Source organism: Arenibacter arenosicollis, from assembly GCF_014397245.1.
GTDB lineage: Bacteria > Bacteroidota > Bacteroidia > Flavobacteriales > Flavobacteriaceae > Arenibacter > Arenibacter arenosicollis.
The window spans coordinates 153,982-174,583 of record NZ_JACLHY010000004.1 but is presented as its reverse complement, the minus strand read 5'-3'; the positions used below and the strand labels follow the sequence as shown (position 1 = coordinate 174,583).

The window sequence follows — 20,602 nt, the reverse complement described above, 5'->3', positions numbered from 1 at the left end:
GGCACGGAGAGTGGTTTCTTCGTGCCTTTTATTTAAAGTTTGATTATGAAAAAATTAAAAGTGATTTGTTTCGGAGAGGTTTTATTCGATAATTTCCCAACACACTCAAAGATTGGGGGAGCTCCCTTGAATGTTTCTTTGCGCCTACAGTCTTATGGTGTAGACGTTAGTACGATTAGTAGTGTTGGCGATGATGTGGATGGAAAAAAAATAATTAAATATCTAAATAGTTGCGGCGTCAATACCGATGGGATACAAGTGAGTTCCAATTATGGGACTGGGCAGGTAAACGTTGTCTTAAACGATAAGGGAGTGGCATCCTACGATATTGCCTATCCAGTTGCTTGGGATAAAATTTTGCCGATAAATATCTACGAAAATCAGCTTAAAGAAACGGATATTTTTATATATGGTAGTCTTGCCTGTAGGGATAATACATCTAGTACCACCTTGAAACAATTATTGGAAATTGCTAAATACAAGGTGTTTGACGTTAATTTAAGAGCACCGCATTATACCAAGAAATTGATCCTGGAATTAATGCAGCACGCTAATTTTGTGAAATTCAATGATGACGAATTGTACGAGGTAGCGGAATACCTAGGTTCCAAATACAACTCTATGGAGCAGACTATAGTATTTGTAGCCCAACAGACCCAAACAGAAACCATTTGTGTCACCAAAGGGGCTTATGGTGCTGTATTGTATCACCAAAATATCTTTTATTATAATAGTGGCTATAGGATTAAGGTTCTTGATACGGTGGGCTCGGGAGATTCATTTTTGGCTTCCGTAATTTATAAATTGTTTAATGGGGAAGGACCACAAGCGGCTATCGATTTTGGTTGCGCCGTAGGAGCTATGGTAGCGAAAAGTGAAGGCGCCAACCCAATTTTTACCAAGCAAAGAATAAACAAGTTTATGAATCCTTAAAGTTTTTGTTTTCTCCCAAATAAAGGGTCACTGGAAAAATCTAACTGACAATATCATTATTTGATTCTCAGCACTGCTACTATTTCTTTGTCTATAGTGCCATAGCAGGTAGGTGTTTTGGACGCTATATTCGGAATAGTAAAAAGTTGATTTTAATATAATCTTAGAATAAAAGTCTATGTTTTAAAAACGGACCGAATATATTTATTGTTCAGAACATAACTGTCGAACATTTCCGCATTTTCGGGAACAGCACCTTCTATCTGTATCCATCCTTCATAGTCTATATCATTTATCGCTTTTTTTACCTCTTCAAAATCTATTCTGCCTTGCCCTAATAAATACCCGTTCTCCTTGGCGTGGAATTCACAGATATGCTTTTTACCCAGCCACCGGATTTCGTCATAAATATTGTAACCCATTTTGTTCGAATTGGCCACGTCGTAATACACTTGTACGTTTGGCGAACCAACGGCATTTATGATTTCCAAATGTTCTTCGGCGCTCAACCAAGATTCTATACCTAGAATAATCCCATTGTCTTCGGCTTTTTTGCTTACTTTTTTTAACCTGCGGATAGTTTCTTTTGTACCTTTTATATCATTCTTAAGGTCTCCATTGTGAAAGAAAGCCAATAATACCACTCCAACTCCCATCTTTTTGGCAACATCTATACTGTCCGAAACCCATTGCTCTGCTCTGGGGTCCGATTTATAAGGGATGTTGTTCATTTCTCCTATGGCGATACCTCCTATGGTCATACCATATTCCGAGCAGGCATTCTTATATTGTTGTTGAATCCTTTCCTGTCTTAGATGCATATCATTGTCTAGATTTCCCAAACTGATCTGAACACCATCCAATCCAATATTTTTGCCAACCTTAATGGCCTCAACCTCCGACATTCTTTGAATGGACCAATCGCAGGCCCCAATCTTAAATCGCCGGTCATTGTCCATGGCAAAAGCTTCGTAGGCCCCCAAAAGACTTAAGCCGAATATTCCGACTGAGGATTTTAAAACTTCCCTTCTCGTTATGGTAGTGCTCATGATTACTTTTTTTTAGAGTTGGTATGGTCTATAGATTACTATTTTTAAGAGTTAGTAAGTAGGCCGACAGATTGGCCAGATCTTGTTCCGTTAGACCCAGGGATACTGCATTTGGCATAATGCCCATTTTCATTTTCTCTTTGCTTTCTATATCATCCGCGTCTATAACCATCTGTTTTCCGGTCATATCTTTTAGGACAGTGGTTTCGCCCTCTGAAAGAAGAAAGCCGTACAGGGCCTGACCACTTTTAGTTTTTATCATAATTGGTTCATAACCAAATACTATGGAGGCGTTTGGATTAATAATGGCATCCAATAAAGCTGTTTTGTCGAATTTTTCCCCAATCGAAGATAGATCTGGTCCAATGTCATTACCAGTAGTTCCGTTTTTGTGGCAGCTTATGCATTTTGTGAGGAATACATTTTCTCCTTGGGCCGTATCTTCTTTTAATTTTAGGATGGCCGGAATAGAAAATTGCTTTCCGCCGGTTTTTTTAAAATGTTCACTGGCCAAAGTCCTGATTTCCAATTCGGGATTATTGAAAATATTATCAGAAATCTCGTTGATTATTTCATTGGATAATTGGTTTTTTGCGGCCAAATTTATCAATAGACGGCCACCGATCAAATTCCCGGCCATCTCTTTTCCTGCTTCGATTCTTTTTGCTAGGGTCGCTTCTTTGTTCAAAAGGATTTCTTGTAAACTTGCAATTTTTTCTGGAATACCATAGCCTTCCCCGCTTTCTGCTTGCCAGTCCCATAGAGCATGCCAGTCGTTGCTCTTTCTGAAATTTAGCCACCATTTTGTTAATTCCTGTACGGCATTATCAGCGCTCATTTTTTGAATGTCGATCATGGCTGCAACTGCAATCCGATCATTGATAAAGGCAATGGCATCTACAGCTTGTTTTTTTTGATTGGGAGATAGACTTTGGGCCAAGGCCCTTTCCTTTAAAGCATTAATGGCCGATTTCGGATGAATGCGCCATACAAGTGAAGCAAAGGCCTCAGACCATTTGGAGGGGTCTTGGGGCTGGTCATTATGAATTTCTTGATAGGTCATTTCTTCCTTTCCGTCCGCAGCCATCCCCAATGCTTCAAGATACCATGCATCCTTGCCATCATAACCGTTAAATAATTCCTTGATTAAATGGCCACTTTCTTTCCATGACCTGTCGCGCAAGGAAATAGCGACTTCCCGTCTTACTTGGGGTGAAGGATCGTTGGCCGCAATGGAAGCATAATCTAAAAAGGATTCGGAATCATCTTTCAAGGCGCGGTAAGCCACGATCCTTAATCGGGGGTCCGGTTCGTTTTTCAAGGTTTTTTTTACAATGGCTTTGCCCTTGCTGCCAAGTTTCGCCAATAGCCATATGGCACGTGATTGATGATAGGGATTGTCCGAATCCAATATTTTTTTAATCTCGTCCACTACTTGTTCACCTTGGGCCAATAATTTTTCGTAGCCTTGGCTTCGAACATTAATTGCGGGATTTAGGAGGGCCGAGACCTGCCCTTCCATTGTGGTCAAATCTATTTTCGGAGTTTTAAGTTCTTTTCCTTTAGGGCTAATTCTATAAATTCGGCCATAGCCGAGGGTGTCTTTCATCTGGTGACCACCAACTACGGGATCGTACCAGTCGGCAATGTATATGGCGCCATCTGTTCCAACGGCTACATCGCTCGGTCGAAACCATTTGCGTTTATCCTCGTCAATATCATTCCAGACATAACCCTCGGTAGATTCTTGGGTAGAGGTAATTAAGTCGTGCCTATTCAAATCAAATCCAGCGCCTTGGGGTGAAGGTTGGTAAGCAAATATAACGTTTCGGCCGGCATCGGCACTTAAGAGCATGCCCCTAAAATCTGGGCCAAAGGCGTCTCCTTCATAGACGACTACCCCAGTAGGAGAACCTGCTCCCGAATTATCCCCAGCGGGCATAACCCCAGGATCGTCCTGGTGCCAATGGGCAGAAAAAATATCCTGGTCAGGTTTGCGATCGGCCTGCCAGGTGCGTTTACCGTTGGCGTTAAAATAGCCGGCGTTGCCACCCTCCATAAGCCAACTTACCCTACAGGTTACTACTTGGTCATCATTGTCATTCTGCCACATATTGCCATAAGAATCCAAAGCCACCTCATAGGAGTTTCTAAAATTGTGGCCAACAACTTCTAAACCGGTACCGTCATTGCCCATTCTCAGAGCGAGGCCTCCAACCCAAATACGTCCGTCATCACTGACCTGTGCAGGCTCATTTTTATCATTGTATGGCGTTCCGCCTGTGTAAACACTTCCAGAACGGAGATGCCATCCGGCTTTGTCGGTTACATTGTGCGGTCCGGCATTTCCAGTATTGAAATACCATTTTCCGTCCGGACCTACTACAAGTGAATGGAGGCTGTGATCATGGTCAAAGCCACCAAACCCGGTAAGGAAGGCTTCTTTTTTGTCGGGTACGTCATCACCATTTTCATCGGTGTAGACATATAATGTGGGTGCACAGGATACGAACACCTTGTTCCCAACGACTGCTATACCTAAGGGAGCTACAAGATCTTTATCTTGGACAAATACTTTGGTGGTGTCGCTAATCCCGTCCCCATCGGTATCTTCTAGAATCATTACCCGATCTCCTTTGTCGAAATTCAGATGGTGTTTTGGATCGTTGTTGAAATCCCTGTAATTAACGGCTTCGGTAACCCAAATTCTCCCCTTTTCGTCAACATCCATATTGGTTGGATTGTACAATGAAGGAGATTCTGCCCATAAGGTTATTTGCCACCCTTGGGGCACACTAAAATCATTCTCAATATTGGTCTCGAAATTAAGTTCAGGGACTGTGTAGTTGGCATTTCTCGGATCTGTGCACCCTATAAAGGAACAGACCATGGCGGTGGAAATACCAAGAGATAATAATTTGACTTTAACTCCCTTTATAAATCCCATATGGAAAATTGATTATTTTTAACATGTGCATACAAGTTAAAATTTAATTTTAAATTACAGGACATTTTCCTTGAAAAATTGAGATGTTCATTGTTGGCTTTATGAAGGTTGGCGTTGATTGTCAATACTGTGCCACTGGATGAATTATTCTTGAGGCATTTTAGTGTGTCAGATGGCTATTTTTTTAATGCAAAACCATAAATTTCAATATAATATAGAATTTTAGGAAGTTGAATAAAACGTGTAGATTTTATAGGGTCTTGTTGGTTTAATCAATGCGTTAGGAAACACGCTGGGGATAGTTTATTTTTGAAGTAAGTACAAATCAAAATTCTCCCAATAAATGACTTGTATGTACAATATATGCAATTATATGAAGAAGACTTCATCTATGTAGCTGTTGTAAGGTGGCTGAGAGATAATAAAATTTAGGATTTATACCTTTATATTGAAAGTGAAGAAGATAAAGAAATACCATCAGATTCAAGAGTATATTAAAAAGAGGATTCAAACACAAAAGTATCCTCCCGATAGTTACTTGCCTTCGGAAAATGAATTTTGTGTGCAATTTGGCACTACCAGAACAACGGTTAGAAAGGCCTTGGACGAACTGTTGAAGGAAGGTTTTATCGAGAAAGAACACGGTAAGGGAAGTAAGGTCTTGGAGCGGGGCAAGTATTTGGGTCTGTTGTCGGTCAAAGGCTTTTCAGGTTCTACAGATTACAAGGTGATGACGAAGGTGACTGTAGAGCCCAAAATTGTGGAATGGGACCCTTTAATTGTTTTTCCGTTATCCGAAGATGAAAAAAATTCACAATGTGTTTATTTTCAAAGAGTTCGTTACATAGACGACAAACCCGTGGTCTTGGAAAATAATTGGTATGCCTTGAACGCTTTGGAGCCAATAAAGTCTGACGAATTTGTTGAGGGGTCTTTCTTTAAAACCCTCAGTCAAGAATATTTAATAGAGATTATGGGGGCGGAACAAGAATTAAGATCGGTTCCTGCCACCAAGGAAATAGCGGAAAAATTGGGGATGGCAATAGGTGTCCCAATCCTACATATCTCCATTAGGTTCAGGACCAGTAGGCCCAATCTAAACCTTTATGGGGATTTGTATTGTAATACTACGGAATACCCTATTAGAAATAGTTATTTTCTCTAGAAGGGATGCTTTTATGATTTAGTCAGCGAATTCTACCTTGAAGTCAATAACACCTCTTAAAAAACAAACCATTAACTAAACAACGAATGTGGTTAAGGCTTGGAAAAGGCATATAATCTTTTGGGATTGTCAAAAAACAATTTCTTGTAATGTGCTTCCAACCCTTTGGATTTTAGAAATTGGGGAATGTTCTCTAAAAGATAATTTAAGCCTGGGCCGCCTCCATAACTTTTCCAATAGGCATTTTTGGCCATATCCATTCCCAAGGTTATCTGATCTGGGTAAAGGTGGAGAAGGTGTTCCAAAAGTTTATGGGTGTAGTTGGGCTCGCTATCTTTCCAGCGGAAGGCACTGTCGTATTCCACTCTAACCCCCATATCCAATACTGCTTTGTTATGGTTGATTTCTTTGGCCCGATCAACATGGGATAATACCACATGTTCTAGGTTTGCTCCGAGCTTTTTGAATAGTTTGGCTTGTTCCAAGGCCTGTTTTCCAAAATTGGTATGTGTTAAGATTGGTGCTCCGGTTTCTAGATGTGCATTGACCACTGCCCTGAAAATTTTTTCTTGATGTTTGTCAATGGGGTCGTTTCCTGTGGCCAATTTTATAAGTCCTGCTTTATGGTTTGTTCGTTGTACATATGGTCCGGAATAATCGAATTGATCAATGCCGCCTTCAATATCCGCGATAAAAAGTTCGGACAATTGATCTTCAGTATAGTTATATCTCCAATGATTTTCCGGGTAATAAATTTCCAAATGAATTCCAGTTGGGACGATGATATTTACGCCGCTCAAACGACTAACTTCAACCGATTTTATAATATTTCGTCCGCAATTGGCGGGCATGGTATCCACAACAGTTCTACCTCCCACCTTATAAAAATTTATTAGTTCCTCTGAAATTTTATCTATATCGTTCAGTAAAAATTCGGGGTGTGCGGCAGTTACATAACTATCTTCTATAATAATGTGTTCATGGGAATAGGTCAGACCCATCTCTGAAGTTGGCTTGTCGCCCAAAACAGTTCTAAAAAATTCTTGAGACATATCTTATTAATTATTTTCCCATCCGTTCCTGGATGTATCTGCTATTTTTTGGGGCATTTCTAAAATTGCACCAACTGCGATTAAAGCGTTTTGTAGCTTGTGGAAATCGATATTTTTAGCATTTTGATCGGTGTCCAAAGAGATCTTGGCGGCCAGACCGGCTGCCTGCCCCATACTCATGGTCTGTGCCATTGAACGGCAGGAAGCATGCGCATCATGGGTGGCCGAGAAGCATCGGCCTACGACCCAAGTATTCTGACTTTCCACAGGTACAATTGTGCCATATGGAACCCCATAAGCTCCTCCTTTAGGTACATATTGCCAAAAAGTTTCCGAATCTCCCTTATCCGATTTGCGATGATCTTCTATCGGGGCACCGCAAAGAAAAATTTGGTCATCGAAGGTCTTGGCGTTCATACAATCTTCTTTTGTAAGACGGTATTCGCCAAATACCCTGCGAGTCTCCCTAACTCCAATTTGATGGGAGAGCCCTATGATCTTGGCATTTTGATATCCAGGTACTTGCGCTCTAAAAAAATCTTCAAAAATAAAGGATTGCCTGCGACCTTCTATTTCTGCTTTTGTAATGCCCTCTAAATCCAAAGGGTCTAAATCCACTACTTTGACAGCCACAGTGGAAATGCATTTGGGCTGACACATTTCATGTGCAGAACCTTCTTTTCTTGGTAGGCCATAAGTTCCTTTTTCATAGGCTTCCGCCATCTTCTCCTTCAGCATTTTTTTTCCTCCTGCAGCTTCATATTCTTGCTGTTCTACATTGGCCATGCGGAAGGTAGTGGTCATACTCTGGGCGGCTTCCTTCTCCCCAGCTCGCTCATATTTAATACCTGCCCAATGACAATAATCGGCATCACCCGATGCGTCTATTACTCTTTTTGCTGTTATGGAAAAAAATCCAATGCCCTTATTAAAAAATATGCAGGTTGATATTTCTCCCACTTTTTCTACTCCGACAAGTGTGGAATGATAGAAAATTTGAATACCACTTTCCTGTAAAAGATTGTCCCAAACCAGTTTTAGCTTTTCAGGATTGTAATTAACGCCTGTACCGGCACCATAGGTATTTGGCCTTAGAAAAATATCACCGGATTGGTTTAAGGCGTTAACAATTCTATCGGGGATTCCTCCAACAATTTTTTTTGGAGAATCAGATGGAGTGAAAAAACCGTAAAAAGTATCCAACATCTGGGTTGAGGTACCGCCAGGAAAACCATACCGCTCCACTATGGTAACTTTGTGCCTCCCCTCTGAGGCTGCAATAGCTGCGGTAGAACCTGCGCTGCCACTCCCTATAATGAGTATGTCTGTGTGAAACGATTTAGATATTACAGTTGAAAAGTTCATGTTGAAAAATAGTTAAATTCCAAAATTGGGAATCGCAGGAGTAAGTTTTGAATATAGGTGTTTTGCCATCAGTTTTCATCTGGTTTATTCCCTAGATTTTCATATAATTTTGCCATTAAATGGGCGTGTTCATCATAAGCAGATTCGAAAAGGTCCACAGCGCGTTTTTCACCTACAATTTTACCGCTACTAAGTACTTTTGGCGATTTCCCATTTTCATGTAATATTTTGGCCACCTCGGCTTTGATGCAATTTATAAGCAGAACTCCGCCTAAGGTGGAGCCTGGAGCCACTGGAGAATCCAAGCCATCCAAATATATCATGGCATCGCCCAAAGGCGCTCCCGTATCCAATACAAAATCGGCAAAATCCGTTAACTTTTTACCGTCCGATTTTTTAGAGGTACTTCCTTCCAGATGCAGCTTGCTTACCAAGGCGACTACCTTTATATTTCTTTTTTGGAATTCTTCCGCCATTTCTATAGGGACAACATTGCAACCACTGGAAGAAACAACCAGTGCCGTGTCTTGTGGACTGGTGTCGAAATTGCGAAGGATTCGTGCTGCCAATCCGGATACATTCTCAAGAAACATGGCTTGTCGCTGCCCGTTGGCACCTACCACCAAATTATGAAAGGACAATGAAAGTTCCACAATGGGGTTGAATCCGGGAAAGGACCCATATCTTGGCCACATCTCTTCCACCATCATACGGCTATGGCCAGATCCGAAAAGGTGGACCATGCGTCCGCTTAAAATAGACTGGGCAAAAATTTGGGCCACTTCTTGAATCTTCGATTCCTGTTCCGCTACAACAGATATGATTTCTGTTCCCTTTGCTAGATATTTTTTTGTTACGCTCATTTTTAAAATATGCTTTTGTATTTTAATTGAAGTCCTGTATATATTTAACCGTATTGTCCCTCACTAATGCTCCAACCTCCATCTACGGCCAAAACTTGTCCGGTTATGAATTTAGAATCGGGATGTAAGAACATTAACACTGCATTGTTGATGTCCTCGGAAACCCCAGGGCGCCCTCCGTCCAAGGGTTGTTTGGTTTTGAGGAATTCTAAAATTTTATCGTCTTTTACTGCCCTTTGGGCCATAGGGGTAACAAACAGGCTTGGGGCAATGACGTTAACTCTAATATTGTGCGCTGCATAATAGGCTGCAATCGATTTGGAAAAACCTATTATGGCCGATTTGGCAGCGGCGTAGGCATGGGTAGTGAAATATTTTGGGGAAGGCGAGTACCCCAACACCGATCCCATATTCAAAATGGTCCCCGGGTTTTTATGTTCCAGAAAATAGTTTATTATGGCCTGATTGGACAACATTAGGGAGGTCAGGTTTAGTTCCATGGTTTTATTCCATCCTTCCAATGTTATTTGATCTAATGCTCCATCGCCCCACTTACGACCACTTCCGCCAGCAACGTGAAATAATCCAGTTATGTATCCAAAAGTCTTATGTGTTATTTGAATGGCCTTTTTAATGGTCTTTGGGTTAGTGGCATCGCCGTCCATACTAATGCTGCACTGACCTAGGATTTCCTCCGCTTTTTTGCAATTTAAAGGGTTCCTTCCAACCACCGTTATGTTGGCTCCCTCCGACTTTAAGGCAATGGCAGCAGCCAGACCCATTCCAGTTGTGCCTCCCATTATTATATATGTGGTGTTTTTAAAGTTCATAGGTTGTTTTTGGGTAATCCATAGAAGGTTTTTTTGTCAATGGGTGCATATTGGCCATTGTTCACTAATTTTTAATTTTTCAAAGTTTCACCCACACTTATCCTGTTAAACACTAAAAATGACCTGCTAAATATTTGTGCTTAGGCTTATTCATGGTTGACTTAAGCGAATAGGCGTTTATTTTTTGCCATGGGTCACTTTTTGTGTAACCACACCAGTTTGTTTGTGTTTTAGGATCACTTTAGTGTCTCCGTTGGGCAAGATTTCCTCTTTTATAAGGTAGTGGTCATCGTCATAGGAATTCCATTTTTTTTGATGTTCTTCGGGCTCGTCTCCCCGCCAATCTTCTAAAATAACCGGCTCCCATTGTTTGGTGTCGGCAGATTTGAAGGCAGCGTCCAGAATGGCATTTACTACATAACCATCATAAAATGTTTCAAGCGGCTGTCTTTTTTCTTCTATGGCATTAAACATATCGGTAAACATATGGGGGTAGCCCAGTTCGTACGCTTCGTCTCCCACTGGAAATAACCAGCCGGTATTGGATTCTGCTTTTTCCGCCACATAGCCATCCCCCCCTTTTCCAGTGGTGAACATTTCGAAGCCTGTACGTAAAAAGCTATTGATCCAAATAGTGCCCTCGGTGCCCATGACCTCGTCGCGCAAGTCCATTCCACCACGGAACGTCCAGCTTACTTCGAATTGCCCAATGGCTCCGTTGGCATATTTAACGAGTCCAATGGCATGGTCTTCGGCATCTATGGGATGTACTTGGGTGTCGGCCCAACACATGACTTCCATTGGTTTTATATTTTTGCCAATAAAATTGCGACTGATTTCTACACAGTGGCAACCGAGGTCGATAATGGCGCCACCTCCGGATTTTTCCTTGTCCCAAAACCAATCACTATGTGGTCCAGGGTGTGTTTCCCTTGATTTCGTCCAAAGTACTTTGCCAATGTCGCCACGTTGTATACTTTCCATGGATTTCAAGAATTTGGGAGTATAGCATAGATCTTCCAAATATCCCCCAAAAATGCCAGCTTCCTCGATCAGGTCCAACATTCGCTTGGCTTCCTTGGCCGTACGTCCTAAGGGTTTTGTGCAGATGACATGTTTTTTATATTTGGTACATTCGCGAACTGCTGTTTCATGAAGATGATTTGGTAAGGATATGAGTACAACTTCAACCTCAGGATGGGCAATAGCTTCTTCCATTGAGGTGCTATAGTGTGGTAAGTTGTAATCGTCTGCAAACCTTTTGGCATTTTCTTCATTACGCGAATACACCATCACCAAATGATCTTTTCTTCTTTGGGAATGTAACGATTCGGCATAAAATCGGGCTATAAAACCCGAACCTAACATGGCAATTTTCATATTGATTTTTTTATTTCAATTAGCCACATTTTGTAATTCCAGTTTTGTTTTGCACTTGGCTTTTTTAACGAATTAAATTTTATTTATCAGAAAGAACTGGCAAACAAATTTGAAAACGTGACTAAGTAAATATAAGAATTTTACTTGTACGTACAAGTTTTTAGGGAAGGTTTGATTCATACCGTGAGGTTGAGATTAGGTCTTAGGGGTTAAGGACTGTTATTAAAAAGGTCTGGCCCGTATTAATGGAAGGCCATGATTTTACCTTAAATAGGGAAGGGAGGCTGCTTTAAAGCTGGCCGTGGAACCTAGAATTTGAAGTAAGGCGTGAATGCCTAGAATTCAAAATCGAGTTTGAAGATATTGTCGTTTTGGTGACGAGAGTAACTAAATTTGTAGGCCGTATTGATAGAGTAGAAAGCGGAGGTACAGAAGCTTAATATTGATTCTTAGGACCTTCATTAATCTTTCTGTTTTCCAAATCGTAAATGGAATCCAAGTCTATGGTATGTGTTCTTTTTGAAAAATACATACCATGAAGAATTACTAAAATGGTGCCTCCTGCAAAGCAAAGATTCAGTACGAGTATAATGCTTATGATCTGTGACATGATAATTGTTTTAAAGGTTATACAAATGTCGAAAATAGGGGAAGCTATATGTTATATAATTATTATAATCAGTTATATAATTACACTAAAATGGATGTTCTACCTACCGAAAAACTTTTTTTGTAAAATTTAAATAAAAGCCTTTTTATGGGAATGGCAATTGATTCATTCTAATTTTTATGGAAGATAGTGAGTATATGTAATCCTTTAAAAGGGTATTGTATAGTTGGTAGGATTTTCTGCACAATTGGTTAAAAGCAATTTGTCTTCCTATAGCAAGTGATATATTTTGGAACCAGGCTAATGATGTTTTTTTTTAAATAGGCCGCATCATTCCAAAACAATCCAGGAATTGGTGGAATTGTGCTTTCCTGCAACTACAATTTTATAAAAGTTGGACGGATATTCACCTAAGTTGATTGTGGTGCTACTATTGGAGGCCTTCACCTTTTTGACCAATTTATAAAAGTCGCTTATACCATTTTTAAAGCCGTTTTGAGTACTTAGATAAACTTTCAATTTCTCATTGTCGTCGTAACATTTCCAGTTAAGGGTTAGTTCCTTGCCTAGGACCGATGCCTTTAAATCGCTTACAGAAAGCCGTCCTGTAATTGATACCCCATCTATTTCGAATGCTCGATCTCGCTTAGGGGAAATTTCCAAACTTCTGAGCATGGCTGGTAAAATATCCACTATTCCTGGAGTTCCTTCTGTGAAATAATCGTTTACATCACGGGCATTGGTTACGATCCAAGTTAAACGTTCCCGTTCAGATTGTCCGCCATGTCCTTTACCAGTTTCCTTATCCCTTCCATGGTCTGTAGTGATAAATATTTGCCAATCCTCGCCATAGTTGTTTTGTCTAAACTCCATGGCTTTGAACAGTCTCCCTATTTGTTGGTCCATTATGGTAATAGCATTATGAAATTGGTCGCTATCTCCATAGCGATGTCCCATATCATCCGTATATTCTAGATATACCCAAGAAAGATCAGGACTTTCAGCTTTGATGTACCTAGCAGCCTCATTAACTACCTTTTCATCAATTTTGTGTATGTACTTTCGGTCTTCGTCATGGGGGAAGTTCAGGGTGTCCAACTCGAAGCCATCAAAATGATAATTTAATGCTAGGTGATCGGTTTGGGGAAGGCTTTCTCCAACCAGTTTCGTCCTATTATCCAGCCAAGTCGAGAAAATGGCTGTTTTTATTTCGGGCCTATGCTCCTTGGCATATCTAAAAATAGTCCAATAATTATAATTGGGGTCTTTAATACCATTGCCCCATACGTTGTGTTTGTTGGCCCATGTGCCAGTCAGTAAGCTACTGTATCCTACAGCCGAGATGGTAGGTGTTTCCGAATAACCATCATTTACACCCCCAACGTAGGCACGTGTATATCCTCCTTGTTTGGCAATGGCATCCAAGTTGGGTGTGTCCAATTTTTCTATTACATCCGCAGAAATCCCATCTACAATAACGAACACTATTTTAGTGTTTGGCTCCTGACCGAGGAGGCTAGTGAAATAAATAAAACTGAAAATAATTAGGAAATGGATTTTCAAAATGATGACTGATTATTTGATTATTATTACCAAAGGATCAGGTATAAATTTACTTTTAATTTTAGGGAAGTGAAGACCCATTATTCAAAATTTTTTAAATTTCCAGGTGTTTGAATAAATATTAAGGCTTTTAAATTAAAGGTGTTTCTGGGTTGATTATGATAATTTCTAATGGGTTCACTTTCTGTTAAATAGAAAAGATTGGAATTTTTAGTCTTTTAGATGTTGTTGAAGCTACAAATATAAGGAGAAGCTCCTTGGTCTTAGTTGGCTTATTAAGAAGCCTATTTGGTGTCCAAAAGAAATAAAATTTTGGAAAAATATTGTCTAGGGTTGTTTTAAACTCTTAAAATTGGTGTAATTTTGGCGGACTATTTTCTGTAATTACAGTAATGGGGTATTAGCTCAGTTGGTTTAGAGCGCTGCCTTGACAGGGCAGAGGTCACTGGTTCGAATCCAGTATGTCCCACAAAAATTTCTCGATCTAGTATCCTATAAGATGTCGAGTATTCTTTCCAAAGCCATTCCTCTGGAGCCTTTTATCAGGATAGTGGCATGTTCCAAAGTACTGTTCTTAAGAGTTTCCTTGAGCTGGTCAAAGGATTTGCACTTGTTCAATTTGCCTTTTGTTTTAAAAAAGTTCTCCCCAATTAAATATACTTGGTCAAAATTCATAATTGTAACCAGATCGGATATTTCTTGATGTTCTTTTTCTGCAGTTTTTCCTAGTTCGAACATATCCCCTAAGAATGCAATTTTATAGTTAGCCTTTAATTGATGAAAGCTCTCTAATGCAGCCCTCATACTGGTAGGATTGGCATTATAGGCATCCAGAATAATATGATGGCTATTTTTGTTGATTATTTGGGAACGATTGTTTTGTGGCGCATAATTTTCTATTCCTTCTTTTATTTTGTCAAGGTCCACCTTAAAGTAATGTCCTATTAAAATAGCTGCACAGCAATTAGTGAAGTTATAGCGGCCCACCAATTGGGTTAAAATATTGGTATCACCAACGGCTATTTTAACAAATGGATCGGCACTAATAAGTTTTATCCTAAAGAATTGATTGTCTTCTTGACTATATCCATATTTTTCAACTACCGAACCTAATTTGTTTTTTTGAATTGGATCATCGGCATTGAAAAAAATGGACTTACCATGATTTGTTAAATGGTCATAAAGCTCACTTTTGGCTTTTATAACCCCTTCTTCACTACCAAAACCTTCCAAATGGGCTTTTCCAAAATTGGTGATATATCCGTAATCGGGCATTGCCAGTTGGCATAAAAATTCTATTTCCTTGGGATGGTTGGCGCCCATTTCCACAATGGCCAATTCAGTATTGGGGGTAATTGAAAGTAAGGTTAAAGGAACACCTATATGATTGTTGAGATTGCCTTTTGTGGCAATGGTTTTGTATTTTTTGGAAAGAACTGCGGTAATTAGTTCCTTGGTGGTTGTTTTGCCGTTGCTCCCTGTAAGACCAATAACCTTTGCCTTGCAATAATTTCTGTGAAATTGAGCTAAATTTTGGAGTGTAGTTAGAACATCCTTAACAAGTAGGGTCTTAGCGTTTACGGCAAACTCACCTTCATCTACAACAGCGTACGAAGCACCATTTTTTAAGGCTTCTGCGGCATAGGAGTTTCCGTTGAAATTATCTCCTTTTAGAGCAAAAAATATACAATTCGGGCTTATTTTTCTGGTGTCGGTACAAACCTGAGGAAACTCTAAAAAGAGTTGGTGCAACTGTTCTATTGTCATAAATCTAAGATATAAAAAAAGCCCTTTTTGCAAAGGGCTTCTTAATATTTATTTGAATGTTGAACCTATTTGGCTTTTTTGCCTCTAGGGGTTTTGTTTTTTGTTTTGGATTTTGAACCTACTCTAGACATAGCACATCTAAAACCAATATAATCTGTTGCCATGTATTGTGGTAAATACCTTCTTTGTGCAGGGTCTAACCAATAGGCCCTATCTCTCCACGAACCTCCTTTAAAAACCCTAACTTCGTCATTTATCAATGAGGTCCTGTTGTTGGATTTGTCATAAGCTCTTATGATATTTCCTGTGGAATCTACCTGTACTTTGCTCACTGGGGAGTCGTACATTTTCTTTTTATTCTTTTCATCCTCGTCGTCATCACTAAACCTGTCATAAAATCTTGTAGAGCCTGGCTCGCCATCTCTATATCCACGGTTATCGCTGGAAGAGAAATTGGTTCTCAAAAAGGTTTCTTGTTCATCTACAGGGACCATTTTTATTTCCCCTGGTAAATTCACCGCTACAATTTTTCCGTTTGGCAAGGTGTCATAAACAATGGAATCTCTAATTACATTTACTTTTCCGTCTTTTCCAATGGCTGTTTTCATATAAACGTTACCACGGTAATAGTTAAAGTCGCTTACCTCGTCATCTACGATAGGTCGGTACACATCGGCAACCCATTCGGCTACGTTTCCGGCCATATCATATAATCCAAAATCATTGGGTTTGTACGACTTTACTTCAGCAGTGATATCGGCACCATCATCGGACCATCCGGCAATTCCGCCGTAATCTCCTTTTCCTTGTTTAAAGTTGGCCAATTGATCTCCTCTTCCAACTCTTTGACCATTTCTGGTATAGTCACCTTCCCAAGGATATTTTTTTCTACCTCTATAGTTGTTGTATTCCCTACTTCCAATTTGTGCTTGTGCCGCGTATTCCCATTCTGTTTCAGTTGGCAATCTATATTCCGGTAAAATTATTCCTGAACTTCTTTTTGCAAATACGGAAACTGAATCTTTTTTCATTTTCCCCTGTAAGGAGTCTATTTGTCCGTTATATACGGATTCTGGCCTGTTTAGGTAGGCCTCTGTACTAAAACCTCCTTCGGCCTCGCCATTAATTACTTTGTATTTGGCTTCTTCTGACAGATAGCCTTCCCTTTCAAGCATTACTTCATTAACACGGTCTGTCCTCCATTCGGCAAATTGGGTAGCCTGAATCCAGCTGACACCAACCACAGGATATTCCGCATAAGCTGGGTGGCGCAGGTAATTATTGGTCATGGTTTCATTAAATCCCAATCTGTTCCTCCATACCAAGGTATCTGGCAAAGCACCAGTGTATATATGCACATATTTAGGATCTTCGGGAGGATAAACACTTTTTAGATAATCTAAATATTCCAAATACATAACATTGGTAACCTCGGTCTCATCCATGTAGAAAGACTGTACGTGCTGTGAGGTCGGGGTGTTGTTCCATTCATGCATTACGTCATCTTGAACCTGACCTCTTGTAAAGGTCCCACCTTCTACAAAGGTTAAGCCAGGAGCAGTTTCCTGCTCTTTAAAGTCTGAATTGTACTGAAATCCACCTTCCTTGGCGTTAATATTCCAGCCGGTAGCTCTTGAAACATTCTTAGAGGAGGATGAGTTTTTACAACTTGAAAAACCACCAGCTACAATAGCGCAAGAGAGTACAACTTTGATGAATTGTTTTTTCATAATTAGGACTTGAGTTCAAAAGACAAACTACTTCTTAAAGAAGTTTGCGATTCATATTTTATTAATATTTTGTGTCGCTTTCGGCATATAAAACGATGATTAAGGCATAATATTTTGTTAATTGAAAAAAATTAATCAAATTATTTAACATGCAAATAGCATCGCTTAACATGAATAACGACTTAAAATTTATTATAGTATGGACATTTGATAATTCTTTATAAAATATTAAAATATAGTTTATGCTTTATTTTAATTGAAACCCTTGATCTAGATTTTGTAATTTAAACGATAAATTAATTCTAAATAACACACCATACATATAAGATATTTTTAAAATGGTCGTTAATTAATGTATATGAACTAAAATTGTCTTAATAATTCAATTAAATTTAAGAGTTTTACGACTAATTTTATTAGCTTGTTAAAAATGAAAAAACTTTCAATATTATTCCTATTAGTTATTTTAGGTAAAGTGTCGGCGCAAGAAGATAGGGTAATAACAACTGCTGTGCCTTTTTTGACCATAGCCGCAGATGCTAGGGCATCCGGTATGGGTGACATGGGCGTAGCAACTTCTACAGACGCTTTCTCGCAACAATGGAATCCCGCGAAATTTGCATTTGCAGAACGAAAAATGGGGATAGGTTTAAGTTATACCCCTTATTTGGAAAGTATAATTACTGATATAGCCTTGTTAAGTGCCAATTTTCATAACAAAATCAATGACCGAAGTGCCTTCGCTTTGAGTATTCGATATTTTACCTTAGGAGAAATTGAACTGAGACAATTTGCAGGAGATCAGGCTAGATTGGCTAAGCCTAATGAGCTGGCTTTTGATGGTTCCTATTCTTTAAAACTTAGTGAAACTTTTTCTATGGCCGTTGCAGGTAGATTTATCAGTTCTAATCTTAAATTACCTGATAATGGAAGTGAGGATTCCAAAGCAGCTAATACTTTTTCTGTTGACGTTGCTGGGTATTATCGTTCAAGGGAAATAGCTTACAATAGTTTTGATGGCCGATGGAGGGCAGGGTTTAATATTTCCAACCTAGGAGGTAAAATAAAATATGATGATGCCGGACAAGAGAATTTTCTGCCTACGAATTTAAAAGCAGGTATTGGATTTGACTTTATCTTAGATCAAGACAATGTATTGGGACTTACGACGGAATTTAATAAACTTTTGGTACCGACACCACAAGATTATAATAATGATGGTGTAATTGACGGAACCGATAATGATGAATACCAGCAAACAACTTTTTTTGAAGGGGTTTTTAAATCGTTCGGTGATGCACCGGATGGATTTAGTGAGGAGTTAAAAGAACTTACATGGGCACTTGGGGCAGAATATACCTATCAAAATGCGTTTATGTTGAGGACAGGGTATTTTAATGAAAGTGATTTAAAAGGGTCAAGGAAATTCTTCACCTTGGGTGCTGGATTTAGATTTAAATCGGCTCAAGTAGACCTGTCCTATCTGTTCTCTTCCTCAAAGGTAAGAAACCCACTGGAGAATACTTTGAGATTTTCCCTTACATTTAATTTAGGGGAGGAATTTTTGAACGATTAAAATGATATATCTGTTATAGCTTATAAACAAAACCTGCCCACAAGCAGGTTTTGTTTATTTTTACCTAATTGTATAGCGTTGATTAAATATGAATATAAGAAGGATATCGTTTGACCTCATGGTCTATGGATCTGTCCATGAACTGGAACAGCAAGATCAGGAATTAATGAAAGAGGCGGTGAAAGCTAGAAAAAAGGCTTATTCCCCTTATTCCAAATTCAATGTCGGGGCAGCGGTTTTATTGGAAAATGGTGAAATTGTTACGGGTAATAATCAAGAAAACGCATCTTATCCCTCCGGTTTATGCGCAGAAAGAGTGGCAATATTTTATGCATCTGCTAAATACCCGGGAATTGCTATTAATACCATTGCCATAAGCGCTACCTCCGAAAATTTTGTAGTGGATAAACCTGCTGCTCCATGCGGGAATTGCAGGCAGTCTATTTCAGAATACGAAATAAAACAACTTAGACCAATATCTATAATCATGTCCGGGGAAACCGGCGAAGTATTAAAATGCAACTCTGTGGCTGACATTCTTCCTTTGGCTTTCAATAGCACCTTTCTTGGTTAGATTTGGAAATTGCAGCATTTAATTTTAGATTTTAAGCATTTCTCAACTATTCCTAATTTTGTTGTATATAATTGCTTTATGCGAAGCTTTTGATTTAATTTTTTTTCCTATTGATTTATATATGTATTTTTGTTCTCCATTTTTATCTTAAACTTGTTTTTGATAAATGCCAAATACTACATAAATTATCAATTAATGGAAAAAATAACCAAAGAGGTCTACCTTAAATGGTATGAGGACATGCTGTTCTGGAGAAAGTTTGAAGATAAACTTGCTGCAGTATACATTCAACAAAAAGTTCGTGGATTTTTACATCTTTACAATGGACAGGAAGCTGTTCTTGCAGGAGCATTGCACGCAATGGATCTTACCAAGGACAGGATGATCACCGCCTATAGGAATCATGTTCAGCCAATAGGGATGGGTGTTGACCCCAAAAAAGTTATGGCGGAACTCTATGGTAAAGTTACCGGTACTTCCCAGGGAATGGGAGGATCCATGCATATTTTTTCCAAAGAACATCGTTTTTATGGAGGCCATGGTATTGTAGGAGGTCAAATTCCACTAGGGGCTGGATTGGCTTTTGCTGATAAATACTTTAAGAGAGATGCTGTAACCTTATGTTATATGGGCGATGGTGCCGTTAGACAAGGTTCGCTTCACGAAAGTTTTAACTTGGCTATGCTTTGGCAATTGCCGGTTGTTTTTGTTTGTGAAAACAATGGTTACGCAATGGGGACATCGGTGGCTAGAACTTCACATTCAACCGAAATCTGGAAATTGGGATTGGGATATGAAATGCCTTGCGGACCTGTAGACGGAATGGATCCGGTAACAGTGGCTAAGGAGATGAGCAAAGCTATTGAGCGTGCTAGATCTGGAGGTGGCCCAACTTTTCTTGAAATGAAGACCTACAGGTATAGAGGTCATTCCATGTCAGATGCCCAGCACTATAGAACCAAGGCGGAAGTTGAGGAATACAAGAAGATCGATCCAATATCCCAGGTATTGACTGTTATAAAAGACAATAAATATGCTTCGGATGCTCAGATAAAGGAAATTGATGCTAGGGTGAAAAAGTTGGTTATAGAGTGTGAAAAATTTGCTGACGAATCAGATTATCCGCCTGTAAACCAATTATATGACATGGTATACGATCAAAAAGACTATCCATTTGTACAACATAAAATATAAGTAA

At 39.4% G+C, this 20,602-nt stretch carries 16 protein-coding genes and 1 tRNA gene; 6 read left to right on the top strand and 11 right to left on the bottom strand.

The window, feature by feature from the left end; genetic code table 11:
- Window positions 1-45 precede the first annotated feature (45 nt).
- Window positions 46-933, top strand: coding sequence for a carbohydrate kinase family protein (locus H4O18_RS06655; protein ID WP_187582675.1), 888 nt, complete (start codon window positions 46-48; stop codon window positions 931-933).
- A 176-nt stretch (window positions 934-1,109) separates the two neighbouring features.
- Here H4O18_RS06655 and H4O18_RS06650 read toward each other — a convergent pair whose 3' ends face one another.
- On the bottom strand, window positions 1,110-1,982 hold the full coding sequence (locus H4O18_RS06650) for a sugar phosphate isomerase/epimerase family protein (RefSeq protein WP_187582673.1): 873 nt from the start codon (window positions 1,980-1,982) through the stop codon (window positions 1,110-1,112).
- A gap of 28 nt (window positions 1,983-2,010) precedes the next feature.
- Window positions 2,011-4,929 carry a PVC-type heme-binding CxxCH protein gene (locus H4O18_RS06645; protein WP_187582671.1) on the bottom strand — a complete coding sequence of 973 codons (2,919 nt, stop codon included), beginning with the start codon at window positions 4,927-4,929 and terminating at the stop codon, window positions 2,011-2,013.
- A gap of 454 nt (window positions 4,930-5,383) precedes the next feature.
- Between H4O18_RS06645 and H4O18_RS06640 the strand changes: the two genes are divergently transcribed.
- Entirely contained in the window at window positions 5,384-6,094 is a 711-nt protein-coding gene (locus H4O18_RS06640) for a UTRA domain-containing protein (RefSeq protein ID WP_187582669.1), read from the top strand.
- Between the two features lie 92 nt (window positions 6,095-6,186).
- Here H4O18_RS06640 and H4O18_RS06635 read toward each other — a convergent pair whose 3' ends face one another.
- The 7 genes from H4O18_RS06635 to H4O18_RS06605 all read right to left on the bottom strand — a co-directional run bounded on the left by H4O18_RS06635 (window position 6,187) and on the right by H4O18_RS06605 (window position 13,679).
- Complete coding sequence (locus tag H4O18_RS06635) at window positions 6,187-7,146, bottom strand: phosphotriesterase family protein (RefSeq protein ID WP_187582667.1); 960 nt, start codon at window positions 7,144-7,146, stop codon at window positions 6,187-6,189.
- Between the two features lie 6 nt (window positions 7,147-7,152).
- The gene (locus H4O18_RS06630; RefSeq protein WP_187582665.1) at window positions 7,153-8,511 is read right to left on the bottom strand and encodes an FAD-dependent oxidoreductase; all 1,359 of its coding nucleotides are present in this window, start codon (window positions 8,509-8,511) and stop codon (window positions 7,153-7,155) included.
- 68 nt (window positions 8,512-8,579) lie between these two features.
- Window positions 8,580-9,374, bottom strand: coding sequence for a sugar isomerase domain-containing protein (locus H4O18_RS06625; RefSeq protein ID WP_187582663.1), 795 nt, complete (start codon window positions 9,372-9,374; stop codon window positions 8,580-8,582).
- A gap of 44 nt (window positions 9,375-9,418) precedes the next feature.
- The gene (locus tag H4O18_RS06620; protein ID WP_187582661.1) at window positions 9,419-10,204 is read right to left on the bottom strand and encodes an SDR family NAD(P)-dependent oxidoreductase; all 786 of its coding nucleotides are present in this window, start codon (window positions 10,202-10,204) and stop codon (window positions 9,419-9,421) included.
- Window positions 10,205-10,381: 177 nt separating this feature from the next.
- Window positions 10,382-11,584 (bottom strand): Gfo/Idh/MocA family protein, encoded by a 1,203-nt coding sequence (locus tag H4O18_RS06615; RefSeq protein ID WP_187582659.1) that lies wholly within the window; start codon window positions 11,582-11,584, stop codon window positions 10,382-10,384.
- 436 nt (window positions 11,585-12,020) lie between these two features.
- Window positions 12,021-12,194, bottom strand: coding sequence for a hypothetical protein (locus tag H4O18_RS06610; protein ID WP_187582657.1), 174 nt, complete (start codon window positions 12,192-12,194; stop codon window positions 12,021-12,023).
- Window positions 12,195-12,524: 330 nt separating this feature from the next.
- Entirely contained in the window at window positions 12,525-13,679 is a 1,155-nt protein-coding gene (locus H4O18_RS06605) for an alkaline phosphatase family protein (protein WP_343065418.1), read from the bottom strand.
- A 472-nt stretch (window positions 13,680-14,151) separates the two neighbouring features.
- Here H4O18_RS06605 and H4O18_RS06600 point away from each other — a divergent pair.
- Window positions 14,152-14,226, top strand: a tRNA-Val gene (locus H4O18_RS06600).
- 23 nt (window positions 14,227-14,249) lie between these two features.
- Here the strand turns inward: H4O18_RS06600 and H4O18_RS06595 are convergent.
- Both H4O18_RS06595 and gldJ read right to left on the bottom strand, forming a co-directional pair.
- Window positions 14,250-15,524 carry a UDP-N-acetylmuramoyl-tripeptide--D-alanyl-D-alanine ligase gene (locus H4O18_RS06595; protein ID WP_187582654.1) on the bottom strand — a complete coding sequence of 425 codons (1,275 nt, stop codon included), beginning with the start codon at window positions 15,522-15,524 and terminating at the stop codon, window positions 14,250-14,252.
- A 65-nt stretch (window positions 15,525-15,589) separates the two neighbouring features.
- A complete protein-coding gene (gldJ, locus tag H4O18_RS06590; protein ID WP_187582652.1) occupies window positions 15,590-17,254 on the bottom strand; it encodes a gliding motility lipoprotein GldJ in 1,665 nt (554 codons plus the stop codon).
- 430 nt (window positions 17,255-17,684) lie between these two features.
- Between gldJ and porV the strand changes: the two genes are divergently transcribed.
- The 3 genes from porV to pdhA all read left to right on the top strand — a co-directional run bounded on the left by porV (window position 17,685) and on the right by pdhA (window position 20,598).
- Complete coding sequence (porV, locus tag H4O18_RS06585) at window positions 17,685-18,830, top strand: type IX secretion system outer membrane channel protein PorV (protein ID WP_187582650.1); 1,146 nt, start codon at window positions 17,685-17,687, stop codon at window positions 18,828-18,830.
- Between the two features lie 88 nt (window positions 18,831-18,918).
- On the top strand, window positions 18,919-19,404 hold the full coding sequence (gene cdd / locus H4O18_RS06580) for a cytidine deaminase (protein WP_187582648.1): 486 nt from the start codon (window positions 18,919-18,921) through the stop codon (window positions 19,402-19,404).
- Between the two features lie 195 nt (window positions 19,405-19,599).
- On the top strand, window positions 19,600-20,598 hold the full coding sequence (gene pdhA / locus H4O18_RS06575) for a pyruvate dehydrogenase (acetyl-transferring) E1 component subunit alpha (protein WP_187582646.1): 999 nt from the start codon (window positions 19,600-19,602) through the stop codon (window positions 20,596-20,598).
- Window positions 20,599-20,602 lie beyond the last annotated feature (4 nt).

Excerpts from the sequence above, each read along its gene's own strand:
- H4O18_RS06655 (WP_187582675.1), top strand. The coding sequence starts at position 46 with ATGAAAAAATTAAAAGTGATTTGTTTCGGAGAGGTTTTATTCGATAAT.
- H4O18_RS06650 (WP_187582673.1), bottom strand. The coding sequence starts at position 1,982 with ATGAGCACTACCATAACGAGAAGGGAAGTTTTAAAATCCTCAGTCGGA.
- H4O18_RS06645 (WP_187582671.1), bottom strand. The coding sequence starts at position 4,929 with ATGGGATTTATAAAGGGAGTTAAAGTCAAATTATTATCTCTTGGTATT.
- H4O18_RS06635 (WP_187582667.1), bottom strand. The coding sequence starts at position 7,146 with ATGTCTCAAGAATTTTTTAGAACTGTTTTGGGCGACAAGCCAACTTCA.
- H4O18_RS06630 (WP_187582665.1), bottom strand. The coding sequence starts at position 8,511 with ATGAACTTTTCAACTGTAATATCTAAATCGTTTCACACAGACATACTC.
- H4O18_RS06625 (WP_187582663.1), bottom strand. The coding sequence starts at position 9,374 with ATGAGCGTAACAAAAAAATATCTAGCAAAGGGAACAGAAATCATATCT.
- H4O18_RS06620 (WP_187582661.1), bottom strand. The coding sequence starts at position 10,204 with ATGAACTTTAAAAACACCACATATATAATAATGGGAGGCACAACTGGA.
- H4O18_RS06615 (WP_187582659.1), bottom strand. The coding sequence starts at position 11,584 with ATGAAAATTGCCATGTTAGGTTCGGGTTTTATAGCCCGATTTTATGCC.
- H4O18_RS06610 (WP_187582657.1), bottom strand. The coding sequence starts at position 12,194 with ATGTCACAGATCATAAGCATTATACTCGTACTGAATCTTTGCTTTGCA.
- H4O18_RS06595 (WP_187582654.1), bottom strand. The coding sequence starts at position 15,524 with ATGACAATAGAACAGTTGCACCAACTCTTTTTAGAGTTTCCTCAGGTT.
- gldJ (WP_187582652.1), bottom strand. The coding sequence starts at position 17,254 with ATGAAAAAACAATTCATCAAAGTTGTACTCTCTTGCGCTATTGTAGCT.
- porV (WP_187582650.1), top strand. The coding sequence starts at position 17,685 with ATGAAAAAACTTTCAATATTATTCCTATTAGTTATTTTAGGTAAAGTG.
- cdd (WP_187582648.1), top strand. The coding sequence starts at position 18,919 with ATGAATATAAGAAGGATATCGTTTGACCTCATGGTCTATGGATCTGTC.
- pdhA (WP_187582646.1), top strand. The coding sequence starts at position 19,600 with ATGGAAAAAATAACCAAAGAGGTCTACCTTAAATGGTATGAGGACATG.